At 59.6% G+C, this 25,403-nt stretch carries 19 protein-coding genes and 1 tRNA gene; 10 read left to right on the top strand and 10 right to left on the bottom strand.

Annotation, left to right across the window (positions count from 1 at the left end; genetic code table 11):
* The first annotated feature begins 12 nt into the window (after positions 1-12).
* Both GSQ80_RS03090 and GSQ80_RS03085 read left to right on the top strand, forming a co-directional pair.
* On the top strand, positions 13-1,953 hold the full coding sequence (locus GSQ80_RS03090; protein WP_254059403.1) for an alpha-amylase family glycosyl hydrolase: 1,941 nt from the start codon (positions 13-15) through the stop codon (positions 1,951-1,953).
* 83 nt (positions 1,954-2,036) lie between these two features.
* The gene (locus GSQ80_RS03085; protein ID WP_158786028.1) at positions 2,037-2,972 is read left to right on the top strand and encodes a type I phosphomannose isomerase catalytic subunit; all 936 of its coding nucleotides are present in this window, start codon (positions 2,037-2,039) and stop codon (positions 2,970-2,972) included.
* 4 nt (positions 2,973-2,976) lie between these two features.
* On the opposite strand, the gene galE is transcribed toward GSQ80_RS03085, so the two are convergent.
* The 6 genes from galE to GSQ80_RS03055 all read right to left on the bottom strand — a co-directional run bounded on the left by galE (position 2,977) and on the right by GSQ80_RS03055 (position 12,060).
* Positions 2,977-3,948 carry a UDP-glucose 4-epimerase GalE gene (gene galE / locus GSQ80_RS03080; RefSeq protein WP_158786027.1) on the bottom strand — a complete coding sequence of 324 codons (972 nt, stop codon included), beginning with the start codon at positions 3,946-3,948 and terminating at the stop codon, positions 2,977-2,979.
* A complete protein-coding gene (locus tag GSQ80_RS03075; protein ID WP_158786026.1) occupies positions 3,945-5,000 on the bottom strand; it encodes a UDP-glucose--hexose-1-phosphate uridylyltransferase in 1,056 nt (351 codons plus the stop codon). The genes galE and GSQ80_RS03075 overlap by 4 nt, the downstream gene beginning before the upstream one ends.
* The gene (gene galK, locus GSQ80_RS03070) at positions 4,997-6,199 is read right to left on the bottom strand and encodes a galactokinase (RefSeq protein WP_254059402.1); all 1,203 of its coding nucleotides are present in this window, start codon (positions 6,197-6,199) and stop codon (positions 4,997-4,999) included. The genes GSQ80_RS03075 and galK overlap by 4 nt, the downstream gene beginning before the upstream one ends.
* Positions 6,200-6,282: 83 nt before the next feature.
* Positions 6,283-7,677, bottom strand: coding sequence for a TolC family protein (locus GSQ80_RS03065; protein ID WP_158786025.1), 1,395 nt, complete (start codon positions 7,675-7,677; stop codon positions 6,283-6,285).
* 1 nt (position 7,678) lies between these two features.
* A complete protein-coding gene (locus tag GSQ80_RS03060; protein ID WP_158786024.1) occupies positions 7,679-10,870 on the bottom strand; it encodes an efflux RND transporter permease subunit in 3,192 nt (1,063 codons plus the stop codon).
* Positions 10,867-12,060 (bottom strand): efflux RND transporter periplasmic adaptor subunit, encoded by a 1,194-nt coding sequence (locus GSQ80_RS03055; protein WP_254059401.1) that lies wholly within the window; start codon positions 12,058-12,060, stop codon positions 10,867-10,869. The genes GSQ80_RS03060 and GSQ80_RS03055 overlap by 4 nt, the downstream gene beginning before the upstream one ends.
* Before the next feature lie 169 nt (positions 12,061-12,229).
* Here GSQ80_RS03055 and GSQ80_RS03050 point away from each other — a divergent pair, with 169 nt between their 5' ends.
* The 7 genes from GSQ80_RS03050 to pyrB are packed head-to-tail and all read left to right on the top strand — an operon-like array spanning position 12,230 to position 19,092.
* Positions 12,230-13,633, top strand: a complete 1,404-nt coding sequence (locus GSQ80_RS03050) for an ATP-binding protein (RefSeq protein ID WP_158786023.1) — start codon at positions 12,230-12,232, stop codon at positions 13,631-13,633.
* Positions 13,630-14,304: a response regulator transcription factor gene (locus GSQ80_RS03045; RefSeq protein ID WP_158786022.1), complete on the top strand. Its 675-nt coding sequence runs from the start codon at positions 13,630-13,632 to the stop codon at positions 14,302-14,304. The genes GSQ80_RS03050 and GSQ80_RS03045 overlap by 4 nt, the downstream gene beginning before the upstream one ends.
* A gap of 45 nt (positions 14,305-14,349) precedes the next feature.
* Positions 14,350-15,417 carry a dihydroorotate oxidase gene (locus tag GSQ80_RS03040; protein WP_158786021.1) on the top strand — a complete coding sequence of 356 codons (1,068 nt, stop codon included), beginning with the start codon at positions 14,350-14,352 and terminating at the stop codon, positions 15,415-15,417.
* A complete protein-coding gene (pyrE, locus tag GSQ80_RS03035; RefSeq protein WP_158786020.1) occupies positions 15,407-16,081 on the top strand; it encodes an orotate phosphoribosyltransferase in 675 nt (224 codons plus the stop codon). Before GSQ80_RS03040 ends, pyrE begins: the two co-directional genes overlap by 11 nt.
* A gap of 18 nt (positions 16,082-16,099) precedes the next feature.
* Entirely contained in the window at positions 16,100-16,921 is an 822-nt protein-coding gene (pyrF, locus tag GSQ80_RS03030; protein WP_158786019.1) for an orotidine-5'-phosphate decarboxylase, read from the top strand.
* Entirely contained in the window at positions 16,908-18,149 is a 1,242-nt protein-coding gene (locus tag GSQ80_RS03025; protein ID WP_158786018.1) for an amidohydrolase family protein, read from the top strand. The genes pyrF and GSQ80_RS03025 overlap by 14 nt, the downstream gene beginning before the upstream one ends.
* Before the next feature lie 16 nt (positions 18,150-18,165).
* Positions 18,166-19,092 carry an aspartate carbamoyltransferase gene (gene pyrB, locus GSQ80_RS03020; RefSeq protein ID WP_158786017.1) on the top strand — a complete coding sequence of 309 codons (927 nt, stop codon included), beginning with the start codon at positions 18,166-18,168 and terminating at the stop codon, positions 19,090-19,092.
* Positions 19,093-19,129: 37 nt separating this feature from the next.
* Here pyrB and GSQ80_RS03015 read toward each other — a convergent pair whose 3' ends face one another.
* The 4 genes from GSQ80_RS03015 to GSQ80_RS03000 all read right to left on the bottom strand — a co-directional run bounded on the left by GSQ80_RS03015 (position 19,130) and on the right by GSQ80_RS03000 (position 24,397).
* Positions 19,130-20,191 carry a YncE family protein gene (locus GSQ80_RS03015; protein WP_158786016.1) on the bottom strand — a complete coding sequence of 354 codons (1,062 nt, stop codon included), beginning with the start codon at positions 20,189-20,191 and terminating at the stop codon, positions 19,130-19,132.
* A gap of 94 nt (positions 20,192-20,285) precedes the next feature.
* Positions 20,286-22,235, bottom strand: a complete 1,950-nt coding sequence (locus GSQ80_RS03010) for an alkaline phosphatase family protein (RefSeq protein ID WP_158786015.1) — start codon at positions 22,233-22,235, stop codon at positions 20,286-20,288.
* A gap of 216 nt (positions 22,236-22,451) precedes the next feature.
* A complete protein-coding gene (locus tag GSQ80_RS03005; protein WP_254059400.1) occupies positions 22,452-24,140 on the bottom strand; it encodes a multicopper oxidase family protein in 1,689 nt (562 codons plus the stop codon).
* Between the two features lie 180 nt (positions 24,141-24,320).
* Positions 24,321-24,397, bottom strand: a tRNA-Pro gene (locus tag GSQ80_RS03000).
* A 58-nt stretch (positions 24,398-24,455) separates the two neighbouring features.
* Between GSQ80_RS03000 and GSQ80_RS02995 the strand changes: the two genes are divergently transcribed.
* Complete coding sequence (locus GSQ80_RS02995; RefSeq protein WP_158786013.1) at positions 24,456-25,292, top strand: tyrosine-type recombinase/integrase; 837 nt, start codon at positions 24,456-24,458, stop codon at positions 25,290-25,292.
* The last annotated feature ends 111 nt before the right edge of the window (positions 25,293-25,403 follow it).

Genomic DNA, 25,403 nt, shown 5'->3' with positions numbered 1-25,403 from the left:
GCAGGAAGGTTGATGTTGGGTATGGGGAAAGATGCGCGGGTGAAGGTCGCTGGTTTGAAGGGCTGTGTGGGGCTGCTGCTAGTGGCGTTGGCAGCGCAAGGAGCTGGTGCGAGGGCGCAGGGTGGGAGGCTGGCGATCGACAAAGTGGATCCGCCGAACTGGTGGGCGGGGATGCCGAAACCGATGTTGCTGGTGCATGGAGAGGGTTTGGGTGGGGCGAAGTTTTCGCTGAGCGATGGCGCGCTGCAAATTGAGAAAGTGGTGCCGTCGGAGAATGGGCACTGGGCGCAGGTGTGGCTGTCTGCGTCGCCGAGTGGGGCGGAGACGGTGACGCTGACGGCTAAGGCTGGAGGGGAGAAGGCGGAGGCGCGCTACATGTTTGCGGCGCGGAGGCCGGCTGGCGATGGGTTTGCGGGATTCTCGTCGCGCGATGTGATGTACCTGATTATGACGGATCGGTTTGCGGATGGGAATTTGCAGAATGATGGGGTCGATGGGAAGAGTGCGGAGAACAGCGCGGCGGCCTTTGCGGAACGAGCGAAGACGCGGGGTTGGCACGGCGGCGATCTGAAGGGGATCGAAGACCATTTGGAATATCTGCAGCAACTGGGTGTGACGACAGTGTGGACGACACCGGTGTATGAGAATCATGAGGACACCAGCTATCACGGGTATGGAGCCACGGATTTGTATCGCGTGGACGAGCACTATGGGACGCTGGGGGATCTGAAGGCGTTGGCGGCGGCGTTGCATGCGCGGGGGATGAAGCTGGTGCTGGATACGGTGCCGAATCATGTTGGCCCGGGGAATCCGTGGGTGAAGGATGAGCCGGCGCCGGATTGGTTTCATGGGACCGCGGCGGATCATCTGAAGGCGGAGACGGACTTTCAGGCGCTGATCAATCCACATGCGCCGGAGCGCGACAAGGTGGGGACGCTGGATGGATGGTTTGCGAATACGCTGCCGGACATGAATACGGAGAGCCCGGCGGTGGCGCAATATCTGCGGCAGAATGCGGTTTGGTGGATCGAGGAGACGGGCGCGGATGGTTTGCGGATTGATACGTTCCCTTATGTGAATCGGGAGTTCTGGCATGGGTTCAACGGAGAGTTGAAAGAACTGTTTCCGCGTTTGACTGAGGTGGGCGAGGTGTTCAACGGAGATCCGGTGATTACGTCTTCGTTTGCCGATGGGGTGACGCGCGCGGGGGTTGATACGGAGCTGTATACGCCGTTTGATTTTCCGACGTACTTTGCGTTGCGGGATGTTTTTGTGAAGGGTGCGCCGATCAGTGAGTTGGCGAAGGTGCTGGGTGAGGATGCGTTGTATCCACACCCCGAGCGGTTGGTGCCGTTTATTGGGAACCACGATACGGAGAGGTTTGTGACGGCGGCGGGAAGTGACGGTGCGCTCAAGTTGGCGCTGGCGTATGTGCTGACGACGCGCGGCATGGCGCAGATTTATTCGGGGGATGAGATTGCGATGTCAGGTGGGGGCGACCCCGACAATCGGCATGATTTTCCGGGAGGATTTCCGGGAAGCGCGGAGAATGCGTTTGTAGCTTCCGGTAGGACGCCGGTGCAGCAGGCGACGTTTGACTGGGTGGCGAAGCTGGATGCCGTTCGTCGGAAGCATGATGCGCTGGGTTGCGGAGCGGAGCAGGTACTGGCAAGCAACGACGACTGGATGGTGACGCTGCGCGATGCGGGGAAGGCAATGGAGGGGACGTGTGGTGCGTCGGGTGAGCGCGTGGTGGTGGCGATTCATCGCGCGGGAAAGGCGGAGAGCGCTGCGCCGGCGACGCTGGATGTGCAGGTGGGGATGACTTGGATGGAGGGCTGCAAGCTGGGCGGGGCAGAGATTCAGTCGGGTAGTGCTACTGCGGAGGTGCAGGGGAAGACGTTGCATCTGCAGGCGACGGGTGATGCGGTGTGGGTGGGTAGTTGCGAGTAAGCACAGCGAGGGTGAGGGCGTAGTAGGCTACGGATGGCGGTGCTGTTTTGAGGCGCCCGTTGGTTTGTGGAGGATGTACGCGCATGGGGTTGGGTACTGAGGGTAAGCGGGTTGGGCCGGTTTCGTTGCGGCCTATTTTTTCGGAGCGGATTTGGGGCGTGGAGACGCTGCCGAAGTGGTATCCGCAGCCGGAGGTGGGGAAGCCAGTGGGTGAGGCTTGGCTGACGGCAGAGACCTGCGTGGTGGATGCCGGGGAGTTTGCAGGAGCGTCGCTGGCAGAGATGACGCGGAGATTTCCGGAGGCGTTTGCGGGTGGTGATTCGGCGGAGTTTCCGCTGTTGGTGAAGACGCTGTTTCCCCGCCAGAAGCTTTCGGTGCAGGTGCATCCGAATGATGCGCAGGCCGGGGCGCTGGGGTTGGGGCGGGGGAAGACGGAGTGTTGGTACGTGCTGTCGGCTGAGCCGGGAGCGGAGCTGGCGCTGGGATTTCGTGGAGAGATTTCAAACGAGGAAATCAAGAGGGCGATTGCGGATGGAACTCTGGAAGAGAAGCTGAATTATTTGCCGGTGAAGACCGGGGACATGGTGTTTGTGGATGCCGGGACGGTGCATTCGATCGGGCCGGGGATGGTGATTTTGGAGACGCAGGAATACAGCGACATTACGTACCGGCTGTATGACTTTGGGCGGCCGCGCGAGTTGCATGTGGATGCTGGGCTGGCGGTGACACGTACATCGAGCAGTGCGGGACTGGTTGCGCCGGTGGCGATGGATGGATTTACTCGGCTGGTGGCGTCGGATTATTTTGTAGTGGATCGGTTTGCTGCGACCAACGCGGGGGTGGCGCTGGGGTTGAGCGGGAAGATGCAGATGTTGTTTGCGTTGGGTGAAGGCGTGTTGGTGGACGGTGCCGAGCGGTTAGTTGGGCTTGATCCTTGGAGGGTTCTGGTGCTGCCTGCTGAGGGTGTGGAGTATTCGTTGCGCGGTGTGGGTGAGGTGATTCGGATCGCGCAGCCGTAGGGCGCTACTTGGAGTAGCGCTGCTGATGCCAGGCCCAGGCGCTGGCGAGGATGTCGTCTAGCTCGGGGTGTTTGGGTTGCCAGCCTAAGTTGGCCTTGGCCTGCTCGGAACTGGCTACGAGGCGGGCGGGGTCGCCTGCGCGGCGGGGTTTTATTTCAACGGGGATGGGATGGCCCGTGACACGGCGGGCGGCTTCGATGACTTGCTTGACCGAGAAGCCGCTGCCGTTGCCGAGGTTCAAGATCATCTTGTCGCGGACGGCTAGGGCGTTGAGGGCGAGGATGTGGGCGTCGGCTAGATCGGCTACGTGGATGTAGTCGCGGATGCAGGTGCCGTCGGGGGTGGAGTAGTCGTCGCCAAAGATGAAGATTTTTTCGCGGCGGCCGAGGGCGACATCGAGGATGAGGGGGATGATGTGAGACTCGGGCTCGTGGGCTTCGCCGCGGTTGGGGAGTGCGCCGGCTACGTTGAAGTAGCGGAGTGAGGCATAGCGGAAGCCGTGAATCTGGTTGAACCAGCGGAGCATGTGTTCGACGAGCAGTTTGGATTCGCCGTAGGCGTTCGTCGGAGCCAGGGCTGCAGATTCTTCGATGGGGGTAGTGGTGGGTTCACCGTAGACGGCGGCGGTGGAGGAGAAGACGAGCTTGTTGACGCCGGTGGTGAGCATGGCCTCGAGGAGAGAGAGGGTAGAGGCGGTGTTATTGCGGAAGTAGATTTCGGGCCTCTGCATGGACTCGCCGGCTTCGATGAGGGCGGCGAAGTGGAGGACGCCGTCGGGCTGAAGGTCGCGGAGGAGGGACTCGACCAGGGGACGGTCGGCGATGTCGGCTTCGACGAAGTTAGCGCCTGCGGGGACCTCGTTGCGCTTGCTGTGGCAGAGGTTGTCGAGGATAGTGACCTGGTGACCCTGCTGCATGAGGATGGTCGCGACGGTCCCGCCGACGTAGCCGACACCGCCGGTGACTAAGACGTTCATTGAAGCTCCTTGCTGGAGTTGGCGATGGCAGCGCGGAGAGTGGCTGCGGCGGATTCGGGGGTGATGTCGCGCTGAGGCGAGGCGAGGAGCTCGAAGCCTACCATGAATTTTCGGACGGTGGCGGAGCGGAGGAGGGGTGGGTAGAAGTGCAGGTGGAGTAGCCACTCGGGGTGGGGCTGGTTGTCGGCGGGCGCGGGGTGAAGGCCCATTGAGTAGGGGAAGGGCGTGTCGAAGACACGGTTGTAGGCGCTGGTGACCTGCTTGAGGATGGTGGCGAGGCCGTCGCGCTGAGGGTCAGTGAGAGCTTCTACGCGGGTGACTTCATGTTTGGGGAGCAGGAGTAGCTCGAAGGGCCAGACGGCCCAGAAGGGAACGAGGGCTGCCCAGGTTTCGTTTTCGGCGACGATACGCGTGTGTTGGGAGAGCTCGAGGGTGAGGTAGGAGGAGAGCAGGCGCTGGTTGTGTTCGGCGAGGTAGGCGAGCTGGGTAGCGAGCTCGACGGAAGGTTCGTCGGGGATGTGCTGGGTGGCCCAGATTTGGCCGTGGGGGTGGGGATTGCTGGCGCCCATCATGGCGCCGCGGTTCTCGAAGATCTGCACGTATTGGATATCCGGGCGCGCGCCGAGTTCGGCTGCCTGTTCGGCCCACGTCTCGACGACGCGGCGAATGGCGGCGACGTCCATGGTGGCGAGGGTGAGGTCGTGGCGCGGGTCGAAGCAGAGGACGCGGCAGGTGCCGCTTTCGGTTTCAGCGCGGATGAGGCCTGCGCTGTCGATGTCGAGGGTCGCGGCGGGAGTGTTGGGCTTGAGGGCGGCGAAGTCGTTCTCGAAAACGTAGGTGCCGGTGTACTTGGGGGTTTTGTGGCCGCCGGCGCGGGTGTTGCCGGGGCAGAGGTAGCAGGAGGGATCGTAGGCGAGCGATGGGGGCGTGGAGGTAGATTCGGTCTGGCCCTGCCAGGGGCGCTCGGTGCGGTGCGGCGAGACGATGACCCATTCCTGCTTGAGGGGGTTCCAGCGGCGGTGAGGCGACTCCTGAAAGATCTTGTTGATCATGCACGTTCCTGGGGTGCTCGGGTGGAGGGGAGTGGTGCGTTGCGAAGCCAGGCACCGTCGACTGCATCGCAGAGATAGGTTTCGGCGGCGATATTTAAGTGTTGTTGGTAGGCAGCTTTGAGGGCGGTGGCGAAGGCTTCGCTATGGTTGCGTTCGACGAGGTTGACAGTGCAGCCGCCGAAGCCGCCACCGGTGAGGCGGGCTCCGAAACAGCCGGGGAGGTTGATGGCAGTGTCGACGAGGAAGTCGACTTCTTCGCAACTGGCGGCGAAGTCGTCGCGGTAACTGATGTGGGCCTGGAGCATGAGTTGGCCAAGTGAAGTTGGGTCGCCAGAGAACATGGACTCGCGGGCAGAGCGGACGCGGGCGTTTTCGGTGACGACGTGGCGGCAGCGGATAAAGGCCTCGTGGGACATCTGGTGCTGGCACTGGTTGAGCTGATCGAGGGACGCGTCGCCAAGATCGCGCACGTTAGGGAAGGTGCTGCGCAGGACGGCCTGACCTTCTTCCAGTTCGCGACGACGCACACGATATTCGCCGGTGGCGACGGAGTGTTTGACCATGGAGTTGCAGACGACGATCTGAGTCTCGGCGAGGGCTCCCTTGTTCATGGGGAGATGTTCGTAGGTAAGGTCGCGGGTGTTGAGGAGAAGGGCGTGGCCGGCTTTGGCGGCGGTGATGACGAACTGATCCATGATGCCGCAGGGGGAGTGAACGTAGTTGTTTTCCGCGCGCTGGGAAAGTAAGGCGATGTCTTCGATGGAGAGCGAGGCGCCGGTGAAGGCGAGAAGGGCCATGGCGGTGGCGACTTCGACGGAGGCGGACGAGCTGAGGCCGGCGCCGAAGGGCACGTTGCCGGAGAGATGGAGGTCGAAGGCTGGGGGGGCGATGCCGCGTAGCTGGAGCTGGCGGAGGACACCGACGGGATAGTCGGCCCAGATGCTGCGGGAGGGGGAGCGGTCATCGCGGTCGAGGGCGAGGGTGTCGGGGAAGAGCTCGCTGGTGAAGCTATAGAGATTGTCGGGGCGGGAAGAGATGATGGCGTGGGTGGTGAAGGGGATGGCCATGGGGAGGACGAGGCCGCCGGTGTAGTCGGTATGCTCGCCGAGCAGATTGACGCGAGCCGGTGCGACGCAGTGCAGAGGCTGGCCGGGCGCGATTTTTCCGGGCTGAGGGGATGGGTTGCTGATGGACGACAAGAAAGTTCTTCCTCCGCTGCCATCATAAGGCAACGTTTACTTAAAGGCGTGCGCCGAAAGTATAGGTGAGTGATTTTTGCGATTTAAGGGGTCAGATTGGAGGCAGATGCGGCGCTGAGCTGATGGATGGCTAGCCAGGTTTGCTGATAGGCGTTGAGGGCGTTGAGGGTGGTGGAGCGGGCGTCGCGGAGGGCGTCGAGGTAGTCGATAAGCGCGATGCCACCGTGCTCAAAGGCGTATTGGGCGATGGAGAGGACGTCGTGCGATTCGTCGAGATAGTGGGAGTTGTAACGGTCGGAGAGGCGTTTGGCCTGTACGTAGCCCACCCAGGCTTGATCGACGTCGGAGATGACCTGGTAGCGGGCGGCCGTTTCGGTTAGGCGGGAGGCGTCGGCCTGGAAGCGAGCGGTGGCTTTGTTGCCCTGGTTGCGGTCGAAGACACGGATGGGAATGTTGAAGGAGAAGCCAGCGGAGTTGTAGGTTCCGCTGCGGTCGTACTCGCCTTCGAGGGTCGGATCGGCGGTGCCGTTGGCGACGGCGAGGCGGGCGTTGGCGTCTGCTGCTGCGACGCCGAAGTGGGCGGCGGCGTAGTCGGGGCGATTGGTGAGCGCGGCCTGGAGGAGCTGGTCCTTGGTTTGGGTGACATTGGGCGGGATGATGTCACCGGTGATGTCGAAGTCCTCGGTCGGGGATTCTACGCCGATGAGGGTCTGGAGCTGGTCGCTGGCCTGGCGGAGGGTGATGATGTCGTTGGATTCGTCGGACTCGTAGTCGCCGAGCTGGAGATCGAGGCGCTCGAAGTCTAGCTTGCCGAGGTCGCCGGCCTTGAAGCGGTCGTTGGCGATGTCGACCTCGTGGCCGAAGTCCTTGAGGCTGGCGCCGGCCAGTTCGAGAGACTCCTTCGCGATGAGCATGTGGGTGAAGGCAATCTTGATGGTGAGCTCGGTCTGGCGGATGGAGTCTTCGAGCTGGGCCCTGGTCTGGCCGGTGGTGGCGCGCGCATCTTCGAGGCGCCACTTGCGCTTGTTGCCGCGCTCGAAGAGGCGCGAGACCTGAAGGCTGTACTGGTAAGGGTTGGAGGCGCCTTCGGCGGGCAGGGTGATGTTGCTGCCGGTGACGCCGAAGTCAAAATTCTGGTGGACGCCGGCCTGGATCTCCTGCGCCTGGACGGCCTGGAGGTTTTGCTCGGCAGCGAGGATGGTGGGATTTTTGGTGCGGGCGAGATCCAGGATTTGGGCGAGGGTGAGTGCCCCGGGTTTCGAGGTGGGCGAGATGCGGGGATCGGGAACGGAGTTGACTCCAGCGGCGTAGGCGGCGGCTGCGGTCTGGCCCGCGTTGTTGGCGGTGGAACTGGAGCTGGACTGGGATTGATTGGTGTCCTGGGACGGAGCGTTCTGCGCGCGAAGTGCGGACGCGCCTAGCGTCGCGAAGACGAAGAAGGCGAGAAAAGCGGGTTGGGGTTTGAGGAAGATCTTCATGTTAGTTCTCGAATTCGGTGTCCGGCGCCGGCAAGATATCCGCAGGACGCGCGATCCACACATAGAGCGTGGGCAAAAGGTAGACGCCCATGACGAGGGCTCCGACCAGGCCGCCGACGATAACGATGGCGAAGGGGCGCTGCGAGTCTGAGCCGATACCGTGAGAGAGCGCGGCAGGGAGCAGGCCGAGCGTTGCTACGAGCATGGTCATCATGATGGGGCGAAGGCGGAGGACGGCGCCCTCGATGGCGGCCTCGCGCACGGCATATCCACGGGCGCGAATCTGATTGATGCATTCGAGCATGATGATGCCGGTCTGCACCGAGACGCCGAAGAGGGCGAGGAAACCGACGCCGGAGGAGACGCTGAAGTGGTTGCCGGTGAGGAAGAGGGCGACGAGACCGCCGACGGGGGCAATGGCTACGTTGGCAAGAACAAGTACGGCCCACTTGAAGGAGTTGAACATGCCGTAGAGGATCATGAAGATGAGAAGGATCGTGATGGGAAGGACCATCATGAGGCGGCGGGAGCTGCGCTGCTGGCTGGCGTACTCACCGGCCCAGTCGAGGTGATAGCCAAGGGGAAGCTTTACCTGCTTGTTTACTTTGTCCATCGCTTCGCGGACGGTGCTGCCGAGATCGCGGCCGCGCACGCTGTACTTGATGGCCACAAAACGGCTGCCGCCTTCACGATAGATCTCTTCGGCACCGTCTTCGACTTTGACGTGGGTGAGCTGGGCGAGGGAGACGCGCTCGCCGGAGGGAGCGAGGAGGCGGATGTTAGAGATCGCTTCTGGAGTGGAGCGGAAGGCGGGATCGTAGCGCACCATGACGTCGTAGCGTGCTTCGCCGTCGAGAACCTGGGTGACGGGTGCTCCATTGATGGTTCCGCCGACGGCTCCTTCGATGGCGGCCTGAACGTCGGCGACGTTGATGCCGTACCGGTTCGCGGCGGCTCGATCGACGACATAGCTCAGGTTTGGCTGGCCGATGACGTGGAAGAGGCCTAGGTCGGCGACGCCGGGGATGGAGCTCATGGTCTGAACGATCTGGTCGCCCTTTTCTTCGAGGGTCTTGAGGTTGGAGCCGTAGAGCTTCACGGCGAGCTCGCCCTTGACGCCACTGACGGCCTCCTCGACGTTGTCGGAGATGGGCTGGGAGAAGTTCCAAACGGCGCCGGGGGTCTTCTCCAACTGACGATCCATGGCGGCGATGAGTTCGTCCTTGTTGTCGTGGAAGACGGGACGCCACTTGTCCTTGGGCTTGAGGTCGACGAAGTACTCGGTGTTGAAGAAGCCGGTGGTGTCGGTGCCGTCGTCGGGACGGCCAATCTGGCTGATGACCTGGGTGACTTCGGGAAAGCTGGCGAGGGTGAGGCGGGTTTTATCCGCGATGGCCAAGCTTTCGGTGGGGCCCGTGCTTGGGGCGAGAGAGCCGCGGACCCAGATTGCGCCTTCATCCAGATGAGGGAGGAACTCCGATCCAATGACTCCGCTGAACATGAGGAAGACGCCCAGAAGGAGCATAGCCGTGGCCGTGGCAAATGGAACGATCTTGTGATCAATGCCCCAGGTAATGCTGGCGCGATAACGGCCTGTAAGCCAGCGCATTACGGGGTTTTCCCATTCGGTAGTTCCGTTTGGAAAGAGGAAGCTCGCGAGCACGGGTGCGAGCACCATGGAGAAGATCAGGGAGCCGAGCAGGGCGAAGGCTACGGTCCAGGCCATCGGCTTGAAGAGGCGACCTTCTACTGACTGCAGGGTGAAGATCGGCAGATAGGCCGTGATGATGATGGTGATGGCGTAGAAGACGGGACGCTGCACTTCGTGAGCCGACTCGCGAATCTGCGACATCACGGACTTATCGTCCTGACGGTGATGACTGAGATGGCGGACGATGTTTTCGACCATCACGACGGCGCCTTCGACGACCATGCCGAAGTCCAGTGCGCCGAGGCTGAGGAGATTGGCTGGGATGTGGCGAAGGTCGAGACAGATGGAGGCGAAGAGGAGAGAGAACGGGATGGTGATGGCGACGATGAGAGCGCCGCGCAGGTTACCGAGGAACAGGAAGAGGATGAGCGCGACGAGGAAGATGCCGACCGTGAGGTTGTGGAGCACGGTTTCGGTGGTGAGACCAAGGAGATCGCTGCGATCGAGGAAGGGAACGATCTTCACGCCGGGTGGGAGGATATGTTCGTTGAGGTCCTTGACCTCCGCGTGGATGGCATCGAGGGTGCTGTCGGAGTTATCGCCCTTCTGGAGGAGAACAGTGCCTTCGACTACGTCGCTGTCGTCGACGAGCTTGCCATCCTCCCGGCGGATTCCCTTGTTGTTTTTGTCGCAGGTGCCGTCCTCCGGCTTGCAGGTCTTGCCAATCTGACCGAGGCGGATCTTTGGTCCCTGGACGACGCGAGCGACATCCGAAACACGGATGGCAGTACCGTTGGAGGTCTTGAGGACTACCTGTTCAATGTCGTGGACGTTGGTGAAGAGGCCAACTTCCTGCACGTTGATCTGCTGATTGCCCTGCTCGATGAAGCTGCCGCCGGCGTTGACGTTGTTGGCCGCGATCTGCTGTTGAACCTGCTGGATGGTAAGGCCGTAGGAGATCAGCTTCTCGGGGTCGAGGATGACCTGGTATTCGCGGGTGACACCACCGAAGCTGGAAACATCGACGACGCCGGGAACGCTGCGGAAGGCTTTTTCAAGCTGCCAATCCTGGATGCTCTTGAGCTGCATCGTGTCGATGGAGGGGTTGGTGCTCTTGAGGGTGTACCAGTAGATCTGGCCGACGGGACTCCAGTCGGTGCCGATCTGGGGCTGCAGGCCTGCGGGGAGGGTGACCTGGCTGAGACGCTCGAGGACCTTCTCTCGGTTCCAGTCGTCTTCGCTGTCGTCGTCGAAGATCATGGTGACGCTGGAGAGACCGGCGAGGGTTGTGGAGCGGAGGTGGGTCATGTGGGGGATGCCCGCCATGCCATTTTCGAGGGGAACGGTTACCTGCTGCTCAACGTCTTCAGCGGAGCGGCCAGGCCATTGGGTGATGACGTTGACGTAATTGTTGGCGACGTCGGGATAGGCTTCGACGGGAAGGTTGTGGAAGGAGATGGCTCCCCATCCGAAGAGGAGTAACGCCGCAACCAGCACGATGAAGCGGTTGTTCAGTGCGAAATCCACCAAACCCTTGATCATTGCTGCTCCGCCGCGTTCTCGAGGTCGAGTGCGTTGTTGACGACCTGCTGGCCGGGCTGGACGCCAGCGGTGACTACGAGAAGATTGCCGGGAAGGGAGTCGCCGATTGTCACGAGCACACGCTTGAAGGTGCCATCGCTCGCGGGCTGGAAGACATACGAACGGTCATGCAGTTGGAGGATCGCGGTGGCAGGAACGACCGTCCGCTGTTCAGCGCGTGAACCTTGAAGGATGGCGGTCGCGAACATGCCGATGCGAAGAAGATGCTGTGGGTTCTCGACCTGAATGCGGACCTTTGCGGTGCGCAGGCTGGGGTCGAGCTGGGCGCCGATGTCGCTGATGGTGCCGGAGAACGTTTTGCCGGGGAAGGCGTTGAGGGTGATGTCGGCGTGCTGACCGACGCGGACGTTGGCAAGATCATTCTCGTAGACGTCGCAGATGACCCAGACGTGCGAAAGATCGGCGATGGTGAGCGAACCGGCGGCGCCTGCGTAGGTGATGCCTGCGGCACCGGCTGCGGTGACGTTTTGCGCGGTGATGACGCCACTCGTCGGCGCGTAGATCCTAACGTTCTCGCTGGGATGATTTTTGTCGACGCCGAGGATTTTGAGTTGCTGTTCGGCGGCAATGAGGTCGGCCTTAGCATCGTCTTCGCCGGTCTGTGCTGCTTCCTGCTGGGACTTTGGAATGGCACCCTTGTTGTAGAGCAGGTTGTCGCGATCGAGGGTGACGGTAGCGAGGTGTTCGTCGTTAACGGCTTTGAGATAGGCGTCGAAGGCGGTGGAGACGTCGGGACTTTGAACTTCCATGACGAGCTGGCCTTTGTGGACGTAATCGCCCAGACCGACGTGGAGGGCGACAACTCGGCCATTGGCGAGGGAGAGCACGGGAATCTCGCGAGAGACATCTGGATTGACCGAGCCGGTGACCTGGAGTTTGGTGCGGACGGGCTGAGTAAACGCCTGCACGAGCGAAAAGCGCCCGGCGCCGTCGACATGCACGAGGTTGGAGCCGCCGATTTCCTCTACCTGGGCGGCGGGCGGAGCTTCCGCGGACTGGGACGCCGCCTCATGCTTGCAACCCGTGAGGCTGAGCGCGAAGAGAAGAAGAGGTGCGGCGGTACGATACAGACCGTGGGCACCCGGCTTCGGACAGTCTTGATCTGGCAGCGTTTTCAGCGTCATTTTCATAGATTTCGAAGGTTAATGCGTAGGGCTAGTCGACAATAAGCGATTACTTTGAGGGTAAACCAAGTGGAATGTTCAGAGGCGGGAACAACGCTCAATCTTATGATTGTCATTTTTATCTTTCGATAAGACGCGTTGATACTGTCTGAATTTACAGATACTGAAGATAGCGATGAGATTTGCAGCCACCATCATGAAAAGCAACGCGTTCCGACTCGTGACCGGATTGGTGGGGATCGCGATCATTGGGTATATGGATCGGGAGCTGAGTGAGGCGATTCCGCTGGCGTTGCTGTACTTGGCGCCAGTTGTCCTTATGAGTACGGCGCTGCGGCGGTGGCAGATTCCATTGTTGGGCGCAGTGTGCGCGGCGGTGGTTGAGTTTGCTAATGGATATCCGTGGACCTTGCGGGACGGGATTGCCCGTGACTCGTTGTATTTCTTCGCGTACACGGCGGCGGGTTTGTATGTGTCTGAGGTATTGATGCGCCGCGCTACAGAACGGTCGCATTTAGGTGCGATGGAGTCGGAGATTGAAGCGAGACGTGGAGCTGAGGAGCAGCTGCGGTTGGTGGTGGCTAACTCTTCGATCGCGATTATCACTTCGGATGAGACGGGCACGATCTTGCAGGCGAATGATGCAGCGGAGCGGATGTTTTCGGGGGAGGGTCCGATGGGGGCGGCACAGTTACAGGGCTCGTCGCTGAACGTGTTTATGCCGTCGCTGGCGCGGGTACAGATTCAGCGGCAAGGGTGGGAGCATCTGAAGACGATGCTGCAGTGCCAGGGACTGCGGGCGACGCAGGACCCGTTCCTGGCGGATGTGTGGGTGTCGTCGTACATCACGTCGCGTGGGGGAAGGCTGACGGCGATGATCATCGACGCGTCGACCGAGGTGCGCGATCGAGAAGAGGCGAACCTGGAGCAGGTGCTGGTGGGATCGAGGTTGGCGGTGGGAGCGCTGTTTCACGAGATTCGCAATATCTGCGCGGCGATCTCCGTAGTGCAGCAGAATCTGCGGGCGACGTTTGTAGTGGAAGAGCCGTCGGAGGATTTTGAAGCGCTTAGGCAGCTGGTTACGGCGCTGGAGCGGATGGCGTCGCTGGAACTTTCTTTGGCTCGGCGACAGCCAACAAAGCTGCGGCTGGAAAGTTTTTTGCGGGAGCTGCGGATTATTCTGACGCCGTCGCTACGTGAGTCTGGGATTGAGTTGGGGTGGCATGTTGAGGAGGATCTGCCGGAGGTGTGGGCGGATCAGCAGAGCCTTCTGCAGGTGTTTCTGAACCTGGTGCGGAATGCGGAGAAGGTGCTGGCGCCGGTGGAACATGCGCGGCTGGAGCTGCGCGCTGCCGAGGTGGCTGGATTGGTGCAGGTGAAGGTTTCAGACAATGGGCCGGGGGTAAGAGATCCGGCGAGCTTGTTTCGGCCGTTCGGCGGCGGGTCGTCGAGCTCGGGGTTGGGGCTGTATTTGTCACGCGCGATGATGCTGAGCTTTCATGGCAACCTGGCGTATCAACCGAGCGTGGCTGGTGCCACGTTTGTCGTGGAGATGATTCCGGTCGAGGGTGATGTATGAAGGCCAAGAGTCAACACGAGGTGATTCGGCTGCTGTTGGTGGATGATCACACGTTGTTTCGGGAGAGCCTGCGGCGGTTGCTGGAGGGTGAGGCGGGCGTGGAGATTAGCGGCGACTTCGCGAATGCTGAGGATGCCCTGGCGGCACTGCGAGCCGGCCTAGAGTTTGACGCGGCGCTCGTGGACTATGAGCTGGAGGGATCGGGTGAGGGGAATGGACTTGACCTGGTGCGCAAGGTGCGGAGATTAAGACCAGACGCGCGCGTGCTGATGGTGACCGCGGGGATGGGATCGGCAGATCTGATGCGTGCGGTTACGGAGCTGAATACGGGAATCTTTTTGAAGACGGAACCGACCGTGGAGTTGATGCTTGCGATCCAACGCACGGCGAAGGGTGAGCGGTGGATTTCGTCGCGTGCGTCGCTGTCGTTGATTGCGTCGGGCGGGTTGGCTGGAGCTGAGAGGCCGGTGGCGGAGCGGCTAAGTACGCGGGAGTCGGGGGTGTTGCGGGGTGTGCTTGAGGGGCATAGCAACAAGGAAATTGGGGCGCAGTTGGAGATGACAGAAAGCTCGGTGAAGGCGGTGCTGCAGAAGCTGTTTGAGCGAGCAGGGGTTCGGAGCCGGTCGCAGCTCGTCCGGTATGCGATCGAGACGCAGATCGACCCCAGATAAGTGCAAAAACAGTGGGCTATACTAGAGGGACAGGTGATCTGGTGCATGCCCTCTGAGCCGTTTTACGACCCGGCAAAGTCTTATCTGGATAATTTTGAGCGCGGCCCGTTTGGCCTCTTCGCCAACACCTCTCCTACTTCCCAAACTACAGAACCTAAGCATGAGTTTCTCGGACATCCGGTGTTTGCGCCGTTTGGTATTCCTGCGGGACCACTGATCAATGGGAAATTTGTAAAAGCCGCGCTGGATATGGGGTTCGATATCCCGGTGTACAAGACGGTGCGGACCAAGAAGTATGCGTGCCATCCATGGCCCAATGTGCTGGCCGTGAAAGTGGAGGGTGACCTTGCGCCGGACCGCACGCTGGTGGCGAATGAGGATTATAGCGAGCCGCTGTCGATTACGAATTCGTTTGGCGTGCCGTCGTATGATCCGGAGTTCTGGCAGCGAGATATGGCGGATGCCGCCGCCTATGCTCGGCCGGGGCAGGTGGTGGTGGGGAGCTTCCAGGGAACGTTGCCGGAGAACGGTCGGGTGGCGGATTACCTTGCGGACTTTGTGCTTGGAGCGCGGCTGGTGAAGGAGACGGGCGTGCCGGTGATCGAGGTGAATTTGAGCTGCCCGAATGAGGGGACTGCGAATCTTCTGTGCTTCGACATTCAACGCTCGCGGCAGGTGGTGGAAGCGATCAAGGACGAGATTGGCGGCGTGCCGCTGGTGATCAAGATGGCGTTCTACAAGGACGAGAAGAAGCTGGAAGAGTTCTTGCGCGAGGTTGGGAAGACGGTGGACGGAATTGCGGCGATCAATACGATTTCGGCGGAGATTCTGGATGCGGATGGGAAGCAGGCGCTGCCCGGAGAGGGTCGGTTGCGGAGCGGGGTGTGCGGTAGTTCGGTGAAGTGGGCGGGCGTGGCGATGGCGTCGAAGCTGGCGCGCATACGAGGCGAGTTGGGGCAGACGTTTACGATCATGGGTGTCGGCGGAGTGGGGAGTGCGGCGGCGTTCGATGAGTATCGCAGGGCTGGGGCGGATGTGGTGATGTCGGCGACTGCGGCGATGTGGCATCCCGATCTTGCGAGAGAGATCAAGGAGCAGGCGCATGAGCTATGAGGCCGGGCGAACCAGCTATGAGAGCCGGAGCCGCGAGATCGCGGAGGCGTTGATTGCGATTGAGGGTGTGGGCTTTCGGCCAGCCGCTCCGATTACATTCAAGTCGGGAATTAAGTCGCCGGTGTACTGCGACAATCGACGGTTTCCGTTCTGGCCGGAGCAGTGGGCGAAGGTGATTCGTGGGTTTGAAGGATTGATTGCAGAGCGTGAGATTGCAGTGGATGTGGTGGGTGGAGTTGAGGCTGCAGGCATCCCACACAGTGCGGCGCTGGGGTTTTCGATGCGGACGCCTTCGGTGTTCATTCGCAAAGAGCTGAAAGAACACGGCACGAAGAAGCGCGTAGAAGGCGGCGACGTGACCGGCAAGCGGGTTGTGCTGGTTGAGGATTTGGTGACGACCGGCGGAAGCAGCCTTGCGGCGATTGAGGCATTACGCGCAGAGGGTGCGTTGGTCACGGATTGCCTGGCGATCATCAGCTACGATTTTCCGGATGCAGTGCACTTGTTCGCGATGTCGGGTGTGACATTGCATGCGGCAACGACGTTTCCTGTGGTGCTTGAGTGCGCGGTGAGGCAGGAAATGATTGATGAGGCGGGAGCGGCGGTGGTGCGGGATTGGCTGGATGAGCCGCGGTCGTGGGCGAAGCGGCATGGGTTTGAATAGGAGTTTGGATCGAGGACGATGAGCGCTGCGATAGACAAGTTCGAGCGGAGAGCGGATGCGGTGGGCTCGCTGGTTTGCGTTGGATTGGATCCCGAGATTGAGCGGATTCCGGAACGCTTCAAGAGCGAGGAGTTTCCGCTGTTTGCATTCAATCGCTGGATCATTGAGCAGACGCATTCGTATGCAGCGTCCTACAAACCGAATATGGCGTTCTATGAGGCGCGCGGAACGCGGGGATTGCGAGAGCTTGAACTAACGATGGAGTATCTGCGTGGTGAGCATCCTGACGTGTTTACGATCTGCGATGCGAAACGCGCTGACATTGGAAATACGAATCGAGGATATGTGGCGTCCATTTTCGATGCGATGGGTTTCGATGCGGTGACGCTGCATCCTTACCTGGGTCGAGAGGCGCTGGCACCGTTTCTGGAGCGGCAGGATAAGGTGAGCATCGTTTTGTGCCGGACGTCGAATCCGGGAGCGGGGGAGTTGCAGGATCTCGAATGCGATGGGCGCCCACTGTGGGAGACCGTGGCGATGCGAGTGAGCTCGGAGTGGAATGCTGCGGGGAACTGCATGCTGGTGGTCGGCGCCACGTATCCGGAAGAGATGCGAAGGATTCGCGCGGTTGCACCGGGGATTCCGTTCCTTGTGCCGGGGGTGGGTGCACAGGGCGGAGATGTGGCGGCGGTGGTGGCTGCGGGGTTGGATGCGCGGGGTAAGGGATTGTTGATCAGCAGCTCGCGGGCGATTCTATTCAGCGATGATCCTGAGGGCGCGGCGCGAAATCTTCGGGATGAGATCAACGTGGCACGAGAGGCGGCCCATGCTGCGTCTTGAAGGAATGATTGCGAACCACGATCGGGTGTTTGAAGGTGCGATTGAGATCAATACCGAGACGGGATTGATTGAGCATGTGGGGCCTCGGACGGGGAAGAGCGATCTCAATCTCGATGGACAGATTATTTTTCCAGGCTTTGGCGATATTCATATTCATGCGCGCGATGATGTGAGCAAGTCGCAGGTTTATAAAGAGGATTTTTCGACGGTGGCGGCGGCATCGATCCATGGGGGCGTGACGCATGTTGCGGATATGCCGAATAATCCGGTTGCGCCGGTGGACGATGAGCGCTATGCGGCGAAGGAGAAGTTGACGGAGACGTCGGCGGTCCATGTGACGCTGTATGCGGGGATTGGTCCGGAGACTAGTCCGCTGCGGCGGCATGTGCCGTATAAAGCGTTCATGGGACCGTCGGTCGGGGATCTATTCTTTGCTTCGCAGGAACAGCTTGAGGGGGTGATTGCAAAGTATCGCGGGAAGAATGTGAGCTTTCATTGCGAGGATCCTGCGATCTTGCGCGAGAGTTCGGGAGAGCCCACGCATGAGCAACGGCGTCCGGCCAGGGCTGAGATAACGGCGACGGAGTTTGCGCTGTATTTGATTGAGCGATATGAGCTGGTAGGGAAGCTTTGTCATTACTCGACGAAGGGCGGCCTGGAGAAGATTGCGGCAGCGAAGGCGCGCGGGGTGCGGGTGACGGCTGAGGCTACGCCGCATCATTTGTTTTTTGATGACTCGATGCTGACGGACGAGAATCGGCTGTGGCTGCAGATGAATCCTCCGTTGCGAGGGCCGGCGGATCGGCTGGCGCTGATTGGAGCGTTGCGCGTGGGACTAGTGGATTATGTTGCGACGGACCATGCTCCGCACACGATCGAAGAGAAGATGGAGGGCGTGAGTGGTGTGCCGCATCTGGATACCTATGGGGCGTTTGCGACGTGGCTGATGGCGGAGCACAGGTTTTCCGCGCAGGATATTGCGCGGGTGTGTGCATGGAATCCCGGGAAGTTTGTGAAGGAGTTTCTCCCGCAGGGTTTTGGCAAGGGGTATGGCGCGATTGAGCCGGGATATGTTGGCTCACTCACGATTCTCGATCCCGATGCGCCGTATGTGGTCCGGCGTGAGGACATGAAAACGAAGTGCGGCTGGTCCCCGTTTGAGGGATATACGATGCCTGGCCGCGTGACCTATACCGTATTGCAAGGCAGGGTTTACCCGGCAGGTTGAGGGAGTGTTTGCTCCGATGGAAAAGCTCAAGCACGTAATCAGCGCGCGACAGTTCAAGGATCCTGAATTTTTGTTGTGGCTGTTTGAGTCGGCGCACCAGATGGAGCGCGACGACGTGTTTCGCGCGCTGACAGATCCATTGCGCGGGCGAATCCTGGCGACGTTATTTTTTGAGCCGAGCACGCGAACGCGGTTTTCGTTTGAGGCGGCGATGCAGAAGCTGGGCGGGGGCGTGCTAACCGCGGAGAACGCGCGCGCTAACTCGTCGGCAACTAAGGGCGAGACAATCAGCGATACGATTCGCGTGGTGAGCGGTTATGCGGATGCGATTGCGATTCGGCACTATGAGCCGGGGACTGCTGAGGCGGCGGCGAGAATTTCACCGGTGCCGATCATCAATGCGGGTGATGGCGTGGGAGAGCATCCGACGCAGGCGCTGGCGGATATGTACACGATCAAGAAGGAGTTGGGGCGGCTGAGTGGACTGCGTGTTGCGCTGGTGGGCGATCTGCTCAACGGAAGGACGATCCATTCATTGCTGCCACTGCTCTCCCTTTATCCGGGTGTGACGATCGATCTGATTTCGCCGTGGCAACTGCGGCTGCCGTTAGCGTATCGGGAGTACCTGATGGAGAAAGGGGTCGCTTTCCACGAGGGAGAGAAGCTCGAGGGTGTGATTGAAGAGGCCGATGTTGCGTATATCACGCGGGTGCAGAGCGAGCGCTTTGCTTCGAAGGACGAGTATGACGTGGTGAAGGATGTGTATGTGATCAATGCGGAGATCGCCGATCGATTGAAACCGGACGCGATCATCATGCATGCGCTGCCACGCGTGAACGAGATTTCGCCAGAGGTGGATGCGAACGCGAGGGCGGCGTACTTCCGGCAGGCGAAGAACGGTCTTTACATTCGCATGGCGTTGTTGAAATATCTGCTGGCTTGAAAATTCCTCAGTTTGACTGACCGATTGATGGAACTGCTTAGCGGGATACGACGATGACTGAAAAGGTTCCTGGAATCGGAGTCGGGCGATACCTCAGTTCTTCTGAAACGTTGCCGGAGTTCAACCCGTACTTAGACGTGACGAGATAGGCTTTGCCATTCTCATGGTCGACAACCATGGTGCGAGCGCCGGATGCTGTCTTGATATTTTGGAGCTTGGTGTAATGCAATGGCGACTCGCGGTGATAGACAGTGAGCGACCCCGTAGAGTCAGCCATGAACAGCATGTTGAGCCGGGGATCGAAGTCTAAATCGCCCGCGTTCTCCGTGGCCTCACCAACCCTATCCACCTTACCGGTGGTGGTATCCACTGAAATCAGGCTGTGATCCTCACAGCTGCTGAATAGTTGATGATGCTGGATGTCAATCGCGAGATTTGAGGGTCCTGTGCATGGCCCTAGAGGCCAGGATGCAGTGACTTCATGCGAAGCCGCGTCGATGCGCTGGATCATCCCCCTAGCTGGGAGAGCCACGAATAAGGTGCCCTTGCCATCGTCTACCGCGAAGCCCGGACGGCCCGCGAGAGGGAGGGTCGAGATGACCCTGTTGGTGGAAGAGTCGATGACATCCACACTATGGCCGCGTGAGCTAAAAGCGAATACATGCCTGGTCGCTTGATCGTAGACGATCGCGAAAGGTACTGGTGCGGTGGGAATGGAAGCCACCAGTTGCAACGAGGTTCGGTCGAAGACGCGAACGAATCCTGCATTGCCGTCTGTGACATCGGTGGCGTAACCGTATCTTCCGTCGTCGTCGAGTGCCAGATTGCGGAGGTTGACCATGCCCGCGATCTCGCCGAGAACTTTGCCTGTCTCGATATCGACTACCGAGATGTGGTCGGTACGCGGGATGAAGAGACGATGAGCAGCGGGATCTATCGCGAGGAAACCCCATCCGCCCTTGCCGCCGATATTCCATTGCTCTTCAACATGAAAGACTCGGGGCGCGGTGGGCGTGGAAGTCTTAGTGGCCATGGCTGCCGAGCCAATGAGGAAAGCAGAAAGTGCGAGATTTGCAGAGAGCACGCGGACAAATTGCATAACGGAGATTCCTTTGGATTATCTAACGGGAAAAAATGCACTTCGACGACCAGTGATCCTGGTCGCCGAAGTGAACTACGAAGTGAAACGATTGTTAGTTTGAGCTGGGGAACTTGAAGTCATCCGTAAGGTCGCCGATAGCGGGGCTATTGGTGGGAACGTACGGGTTGCTCTCCTTCTGAACTGGGTTGGGAAGATTGTCACGGCTGCGTGCGCTGATCGGGGGAAGGCTCCAGTTCTTCTCGATGAACTTCTCGATAGAGACGTGGTCGCCATACTCATGCGACACGTGCCCACCTTTGGAGTACTTCGAGACGACCAGGAGGGGAATGCGGGTTCCGTCGCCGAAGAAGTCGACCGGCTGGATGTAGCCCGAGTCATAGTAGCCGCCACCTTCGTCCTCTGTGATGAAGATAACGGTGTTGTCCCAGAGTGCCGGGTTAGCCTTCACCTGGTCGACGATCTTCTTGGTGAAGCCTTCAAACAGGTCGAGTTTGGAAGATGCCGGATGACCGTCGTTGAAGCCGCTCGGCTTGACGATCGAGACCGGCGGAAGATTGCCCGTGTCGATATCGGCATACAGTTCGGTTGTGTCGCCGACATAGGTCTCGCGAGCTGCCTGTGTGCCCATGAACTGGGTCTGGTATTGGAATGGATTGCAGATGTTGCAATACTCGTCAAACGTGTTGGACTCGGTAGGATCGGTGACGTAGAGATCCCAGTCTTCGCCGAAGTACTTGAAGGGCACCTTGTGCGCTACCAGGTCGTCACCGATGCTCTTCTGGCTGGTGGGAGGAATGGTAAAGGGCGAGAGCGCGGAGTAGAGTTGGCCGTCGCCGGTGTAGCCGGGGTTGTAGTTGTTGACCAGGTAGTAGTCGCCCTTTACGCAATTAGGATTCACGGGGCGCTTGAGAGATTGGAGGTAGTTGGTAACAGCGGGTACACCAGGCTGGCTGATGTCGCCGCAGTTGACGTAGCTGCCGCCGCCGTAGCCGTCCTGATCGTAGAAGTCGTTGGTGGAGGCCTGAGGGTTAGGATTCTCGATCTGGTTGGTGGGAGGGGCTACGGCAACACCGTTGGTGTTGGTGTAGAAGATGGCATCGCCGAAGCCGAACATGATGTGGTTGGCTCCCGTGCCGCCCATCACCGACTGGTGGAAGTTATCGCTGAGCGTGTAGGTGTCAGCCAACTCTTTGAGATAGGGAGCGTCACCTTTGGCCATGTTGTAGAAGCCCATCGAGGCGGAGCCTTCGCCAGTGGTCATGTCGTTGAAGGTGCTGGGTTGGGGTGCGCCGTTGCTGCCGGTGCCGACGGATACCTCGACCCAGGGGAAGAGATCGTTCTGGCAGCCGCTGGGATTGTCCTTGGTCGCGAGGTCGATGCTGCAATCCGTCTGCTGCCACATTTGGAAGAAGCGGTGGACGGGGCTGGCAGTGTAGGCGTCGTACGGCATGTTGGGACCGCTAAGCTGATAGACACCTTCACGCAGACTGGTTGCATCTGCAATGCGGGTATCGATCTGGCCTCCGGCGATACCGGTGGCGCCAGTGATCAGGAACGGATCATAGCCTTTTGCGAGACCCTGGTCAGCGAGCTTCCCGACTTTCAACGTAGTGAAGGGAGCCGGGCCTGCGACCGTGGGTGCCTCTGGTCCACCAGCCAACGCGGGTGGCAGCGTGCTGTAGATGCTCTTGGACTGGGGATTGATTTCGTAGACGCCACCGGAGGTTGTGGTGTCCAGTGCTGAGAACTGCGCGGAGAGCGAGTAGTTGGGACCGGGCTTGCCGTTGGCCTTGACGATGCCCTTCGACAACAGGTTGGAGATGGTCTCTCCATCCTTGGGAGTGTAAGTCCCGTAGACGTGATCGAAGGTACGGTTCTCGCCGATGATGACGATCACGTGTTTGATAGGAGTCGTAGTTGCCGGGGTAGAGGTTTGGGCGTAAGCGGAAGGTGATCCTCCCGCTAACACTTGCAGCGCAAATAGAGTCGTTGCGCCGCACTTAAGCGTCCCCTTAAGGGCGTTGACCGTGCATGACTTCATGGTGTGAAACCTCCGGTGTAACAAGAAGACAGCGTGTCGTGCCAGTGATGCGTCTTCAGTGAACAACCGTAGGCGATACGCGCCGGGGAGGTGTTAGGGCAGAGTGAATTGAATAATAATTGAGCTCACGAAATGAACCGCCAATCGTCCATGAAGTCGATTAAACGATCAACTCGTTTCAGATCAACATTCATGCCCGAAAGCGATTTCAGCAAATCAAATTACAACTGTGTAGGGTCGCATCATCTCGTTGTCTTCATGCTCGAGGATGTGGCAATGCCACACGTAGAGCAACTCATCGCCGGGAGTCGTCGGCGCTCCCGGCGGCAGATCAAAGCGTTGAATGATGCGCGTGACATAACCGGGATAGGATTTGATCGTGTCTTTGCGCGCCGGTCGCTCGTTGCTTTCAGGCGGCATTGGCTTTCCAGTGAAGACTAGCTTGCCGGTTTGCTGATACGTCTGCACATCAAACGACTGCCGATTAAGCATCTGAAACTGCACGAGATGAACATGCAGAGGATGGACATCGCCCGTGATGTTAACGAAAGACCATATCTCGGTGCTGCCGGCCTTCGGATCTTCGGTGATAGGTTCATGCCAGTGCGCATTGCCGAGTAGGCCGGTAATGACATAACCGTCAGATGGGCGCTCTTTCTCGGAGACAAGCAGCAATCGCTCGCGCATGGTGTAGGTGGGCTGCAGGGCCTCGAAGGGAACTAGCGTGTCGGGAACGGAACTGGCGTCCTTGCCTTGGAGTGGCTTGGTGACTTTAAACAGCATTACTTCTTGCGCATCGACCTGGCCGCCCATCGTGTAGGGGGCAGGCGCATCGTTGATAAGCGAGAAGGACTTGCCCTCGAGACCGGCGAAGTCGATGACGACATCGAATCGCTCGGCGGGCCCCATGAGCAAGTAGCGGAGTTCGAGCGGTGATGGGAGCAGGCCGCCGTCTGTGCCTATCTGCTGGAAGGCGGGAACGTCGAAAGTATCGTTAAGAATTTTGCCGGTGTTATCCGCGTTGAAGAGGCGCAGGTGATAGAAGCGCGAATTGGCCGCGTTCAGCATGCGGAATCTGTACTTGCGAGGTTCAACCTCGAGAAACGGCATCACTCTCCCGTTGACGCAGTTGTGGTCGCCGAACACCTCCTGCACCCAAATTGGATGCTCCTTCGGGCCATTCACTACGGTGGGGTAATAGAGCGAGCCGTCGCGGTGGAAGAGACGATCCTGCAGCATGAGAGGAATTTCATATTCGCCACTCGGGAGATTGAGAGCTTTTTCGGCTTCATCGCGGATGAGATAAAAGCCGGCGAGGCCAGCGTAGACGTTGAGGCGAGTGATGCCGAGGCAATGGTCGTGATACCAGAGCGCCGTGGAGGGCTGGCAGTGCGGATAGAATGACGGCTGCGGATTGAATTTGGGGCCATGCTCACCATTTGCAGTGAACCATGCCTCGGGGTATCCGTCGTCGTTGGGAAGCACGCAGGCTCCATGGAGATGCGCAACGTTCCGGACATCTGGGATCGAGGATTCGGCTCCGTGAATGGAGTGATCGATGGGTAGTATGTGGGTGGTGGGCAGTTTGCTGACCCAATTGATCTTGAGAGGCTGTCCGCTTTGGGCTTCAATCGTGGGGCCCGGCCACGTGCCGTTGTATCCCCAGAGTGTGGTGGGCGGAAGGTCGCGATGCACCTTCTGCTGAAACTGTCGCATCGCGATCTCGACGACTTCGCCGGGTTTGCCCGTGGGCCGAATGACGGGTGGGATAGGCAGCGGATCGACATAGCGGGTGAGTTTTACCTCGCTGCGAACCTGCGGCGGAGATGCCATGGCCTGGCCGATGGCCGGAACGCTCTTGCTGAGTAGGAGACCCGCTGAAGTGTAAAGGCCGCGGCTGAGCAAATGACGCCTACTAAGCATCGGGCCCAGGTGAAGAAAATTTATTGAGGAGAAACTTTCATTTTTCTCATCTTCGAACTTCGGCAGGCGAGGCATCAGGTCAAGCAAGACTAGCCGAATTCGGTTACGAGACGATGAACCGAAACCAAGCCTGACTGTTGGGTGAATGTCTGCCTAGAGAAATGGTCGGGGCGAGAGGATTCGAACCTCCGACCCCCTGGTCCCGAACCAGGTGCGCTACCAGACTGCGCTACGCCCCTTTAGAATCAGATAGTTGTGAAATTTCTTTCCGAATTCGACCCCTTGGGGAGGAAATTCATGGCTGGTTTCGCTGACTTCATCAAGCACCGCAAATACTTCGTTTGTGTCTCGCCTGCAACCTTGGATTGGTACAAATCCTGCTTTCGCTCTATACCTGAATGTCCCACACAAGCCGACCTCCAGAACGCCGTGATTGCGATGCGCGAACGCGGCCTGAAGCCAACGGGGATCAATAGCGCCATCACATGCTGGAATGCCTATACGCATTGGCTTGCGTTCCCTGAGACAAAATGCGGACCGGGCTGCCAGCACCCGAAACTCACCCGGCTCAAGGAACCACAGAACAACTTGGCCGTGTACTCGGAGCAGCAAATAAATCGGCTGGTGACATACAAGCCGAACACGGCTGAGCTGCGAACACACCTCATCATGCTCTTCCTGTTCGATGTGGGAGCACGTATCAGCGAAGTGCTTTCCTTGTGTGCTGATTCGCTCGATTTTGAAAACATGCTGGTGCGGTTGGACGGGAAGGGCAGCAAGACGCGAATCGTTCCGTTCAGTGCCGAACTTCGCAAGCGTCTGGTCCGCTACGTCGCGGACGCGCCCGGCCATCGGCTTGTCTTCGCCACGCGGAATGGAACCAAGCTGGAGCGGAGAAGTGTCCTTCGCAGCGTCAAGCGGCTGTGTCGCAAGGTGGGCTTTGAACCGCCCGCACGGACACTACACGCGGCCCGGCACAGCTTCGCCTCCAACTACCTTCGCAAGGGTGGGAACGCAATCGCCTTGCAACGGACATTGGGCCACGCTGACCTTACGACCACGCAGCGATATTGCCACCTTGCAGTTGCAGACTTACAAGCAGCGCACCAGCGCATCAGCCTGTTGGCAAGGTAGCCCATCAGCGGGCAATCTCCAGGTGCGCCGATGTCTGATGCGTTTTCCCCGCTCAAGCGCTGGCTCGTCGGCAGTAAGCAAAAACTCTGCGAGGATCATGTAAGCGGATAA

The organism is Granulicella sp. L46, assembly GCF_009765785.1.
Lineage (GTDB): Bacteria > Acidobacteriota > Terriglobia > Terriglobales > Acidobacteriaceae > Granulicella.
Note: the sequence above shows the minus strand (reverse complement) of the source record. Positions and strands in the feature narration are given on the sequence as shown.